Here is a 1,601-nt window from a genome sequence, read left to right as displayed (position 1 = left end):
GGGTCTGTTCCGTAGTCGGTGGTGACGGAGGGTGTGGTCAGCCCAGGAGGATGCGGTGGCGGAGGAGGGGGAAGCTCGCGCGGCCGTACATCTGGCGTTTGATCAGCTTGGTCTTGTTGTTGACGCCTTCGGTGCCGCCGTTGTGGTGCGGCAGGGTGAGGGCGGCGTCGACTGCGGCGCGGTCCTTCTCGATGCCCCGGGTGAAAGCATGCAGGTGGGGCAGGTCCTCCTCCTGGGCCGAAGTGATCCAGGTGCTCAGTCGGGTGGCATTGCCGTCGGCGGGGTCCAGTAGCGCGGCGAAGCGGTGGATGAGGTCGGCCAGAGCGGTCATCTCGTGGCAGGCGGCTCGGGCGGCCTCGATCCGTTCTCGCTGGTGAGTCTTGATGTGGTCGGGGCGGGTGAGGAGGTAGCGGGCCAGGCGCCGGGGCGACAGTGCGGGCCGGTCGGCCTCGACACGGCCCTGGTTGATGTAGCGGACCAGGAGGTTCGAGCTGCCGGGGTAGCCCAGTTCCCTGATCTCCCGGAGGAGATGTGTGACGGGGACGGCCGGATTCGCCAGTCGGCGCTGGCGCAGGTGATCGCGGTAGGGTCCACCAGGGTGGGCCGGTACTTGGGTGCACGTATGAGGTGCTCGGGCTCGGCGACACGGTCGTAGCGCTTGACGGTGTTGAGGGCAAGATTCAAGCGCCGTGCGCACTCCAGCAGGCCGACTCCGCGCTCACGCAAGGCGTGGATCTGCTGCCAGCGCTCACGGGTGGTGGCGGCCTGTCTCCCCTCGGTCGGGGGCGGGCCCGCTTTCGCCCAGCAAGCGCTGTGCACTGCGACTTCCTTGCGGACGGCCTCGGCGAGGTTGTGCCACAGGTGCCAGCGGTCGCTGATCTGGACCGCGTCGGGCAGGGCTCTGCGGATCGCCTCGGCATAGGTGGTCGATCCGTCCCGGCACACGGCCTCGATGCTCGGATGTGTGCGCAGCCATGCCTCCAGGACGGCGGCCTCACGGCCAGGTAGTACCTCGATCCGCTGGCCGGTCTCGGCGTCGATGATGATCGTGGCATAGCTGTGCCGGCGCCGTAGGGCGAAGTCGTCGACCCCGATCACCCGCGGAATGTGCACCACAGGCACGGGCACACGCCGCAGCAGCCGCAGGGCGGAGGCGTACGAGAGGGGCGTCGCCAGTGACTTGGAGAGTCGGGCGGAGGCTCGGCCACATAACTCCTTGACCAGCTCGGAGAGCTGGCCGGTCAGACGTGTGGTGCGGCGCTGATGGCGTTCCAAGAGCCCGGGAACCTGCTCTCGGAAGGTCTGCTGCCTGCAGCCGAGGACCGGACAGACCAGCCGCCGTATCCTCACCCGGACGACGACTTGCCTGCCATCGATCGGTACATCCCGCACCGTCCGGCCGTGATACGCGTGGACCCTCCCCGTCACCACCCCGCACACCGGACAGGGAACGGGAACATCCCGGGTCCGAGCCGAAACCCGCACTACCTCGCCACTGTCCGCCACATCCTCGATGACCAAGGCTGACAACCCCGAAAACACCGTTCCCACAAGCGCGTTCGCATCAAGCACGCTCGATGATCACAGACTGAGACTCACCG

Annotated in this window: 1 pseudogene; it reads right to left on the bottom strand. The window is 67.8% G+C overall.

Going from position 1 to position 1,601, the window contains the following annotated elements:
• Positions 1-37 precede the first annotated feature (37 nt).
• Positions 38-1,572 (bottom strand): annotated as a pseudogene (locus tag ACFF45_RS35315) (ISL3 family transposase).
• Positions 1,573-1,601 lie beyond the last annotated feature (29 nt).

The sequence above is a fragment of the Streptomyces cinereospinus genome (assembly GCF_042430725.1).
Lineage (GTDB): Bacteria > Actinomycetota > Actinomycetes > Streptomycetales > Streptomycetaceae > Streptomyces > Streptomyces cinereospinus.
This window is presented reverse-complemented; position numbering and strand designations above follow the sequence as displayed.